This window comes from Gordonia malaquae NBRC 108250, from assembly GCF_000344135.1.
GTDB lineage: Bacteria > Actinomycetota > Actinomycetes > Mycobacteriales > Mycobacteriaceae > Gordonia > Gordonia malaquae.
In genome coordinates, this window is the sequence record NZ_BAOP01000081.1 from 1 (window position 1) to 1,600 (window position 1,600).

Genomic DNA, 1,600 nt, shown 5'->3' on the forward strand with positions numbered 1-1,600 from the left:
AAGCGAAGGTCATGGTCCCGAGTCTAGGCCCGATGGACGATTGGGCCCAGGAACTGTCCACAGGTCAGAACGCCGCCGGAACATCGAGAGCGTCGGCGCGGTTGGACAGAGCATGGCTGCCGATGACATCGAATACCGGATCGAACACGACACGATGGGCGAGGTGCGGGTGCCCGCGGCCGCGCTCTGGAGGGCGCAGACCCAGCGTGCGGTCGAGAACTTCCCGATCAGCTTCCGGCCGCTCGAGCGGACCCAGATCCGTGCGCTCGGACTGCTGAAGGCGGCGACAGCACAGGTCAATCACGACCTGGGGCTGCTCGATGCGCAGAAGGCGGATGCGATCGTCGCCGCCGCCCGAGAGATCGCCGACGGTGTGCACGACGCCCAGTTCCCGATCGACGTCTTCCAGACGGGCTCAGGCACCAGTTCGAACATGAACGCCAACGAGGTGATCGCGTCGATCGCCGCGCAGAACGGCGTGAGCGTCCACCCCAATGACGATGTCAACATGTCCCAGAGCTCAAACGACACGTTCCCGACCGCCACCCATGTCGCCGCGACTGAAGCCGTTGTACGCGAACTCATTCCGGCGCTGGAGCAGCTCCACGGCGCGCTGGCGACCAAGTCGTCGGAGTGGAGGACGGTCGTGAAGTCCGGACGCACGCACCTCATGGATGCGGTTCCGGTGACGCTCGGCCAGGAGTTCGGCGGATACGCCCGGCAGGTCGAGGCCGGCGTCGAACGTCTGCGTGCGACTCTGCCTCGCGTCGGTGAGCTCGCGATCGGCGGCACCGCCGTCGGCACCGGACTCAACGCCCCGGAAGGCTTCGGGACCAAGGTGGTGGAGCAGCTCATCGCACTGACCGGCGTCGATGCGCTCAGCCTGGCGACCGACAACTTCGAGGCGCAGGCCGCGCGCGACGGACTCGTCGAGCTGTCCGGGCAGCTCAAGACTGTTGCCGTCTCGCTGACGAAGATCGCGAACGACGTCCGATGGATGGGTTCGGGTCCACTCACCGGCCTTGGTGAGATCGCTCTTCCGGATCTGCAGCCCGGCAGTTCGATCATGCCCGGCAAAGTCAATCCGGTGTTGCCCGAAGCGGTCACGCAGGTGGCTGCTCAGGTGATCGGCAACGACGCCGCAGTCACGTGGGGTGGCGGCAACGGCGCCTTCGAGCTCAACGTCTACATCCCGATGATGGCGCGTAACGTGCTCGAGTCGATCACCCTGCTCGCCAATGTGTCGAGGCTGTTCGCCGACCGGTGCATCAGCGGGCTCGTCGCGCACGAGGACCGCCTCCGCACCCTGGCGGAGTCGTCACCGTCGATCGTGACGCCGCTCAACTCCGCCATCGGATACGAGGAGGCCGCCGCTGTAGCCAAGGAGGCGCTGCGCGAGGGCAAGACCATCCGGCAGACCGTGATCGACCGTGGACTCATCGGCGACAAGCTGTCGCTCGACGAGCTCGACGCTCGCCTCGACGTGCTCAAGATGGCGAACGTCGACCGCCTCCGCTGACGTTCATTCGGAGGGAGGAACGGGGACACTCCCCTGCTCCTCGAGTGCGGGCTTTCCTCCTGCTCCTTGAGAGAGCGGAGC

Annotated in this window: 1 protein-coding gene; it reads left to right on the plus strand. The window is 66.1% G+C overall.

Annotated elements, in window-relative coordinates; translation table 11 throughout:
* Nucleotides 1-112: 112 nt before the first annotated feature.
* Nucleotides 113-1,519 (plus strand): class II fumarate hydratase, encoded by a 1,407-nt coding sequence (locus GM1_RS21235; RefSeq protein WP_008382391.1) that lies wholly within the window; start codon nt 113-115, stop codon nt 1,517-1,519.
* Nucleotides 1,520-1,600: the final 81 nt, after the last annotated feature.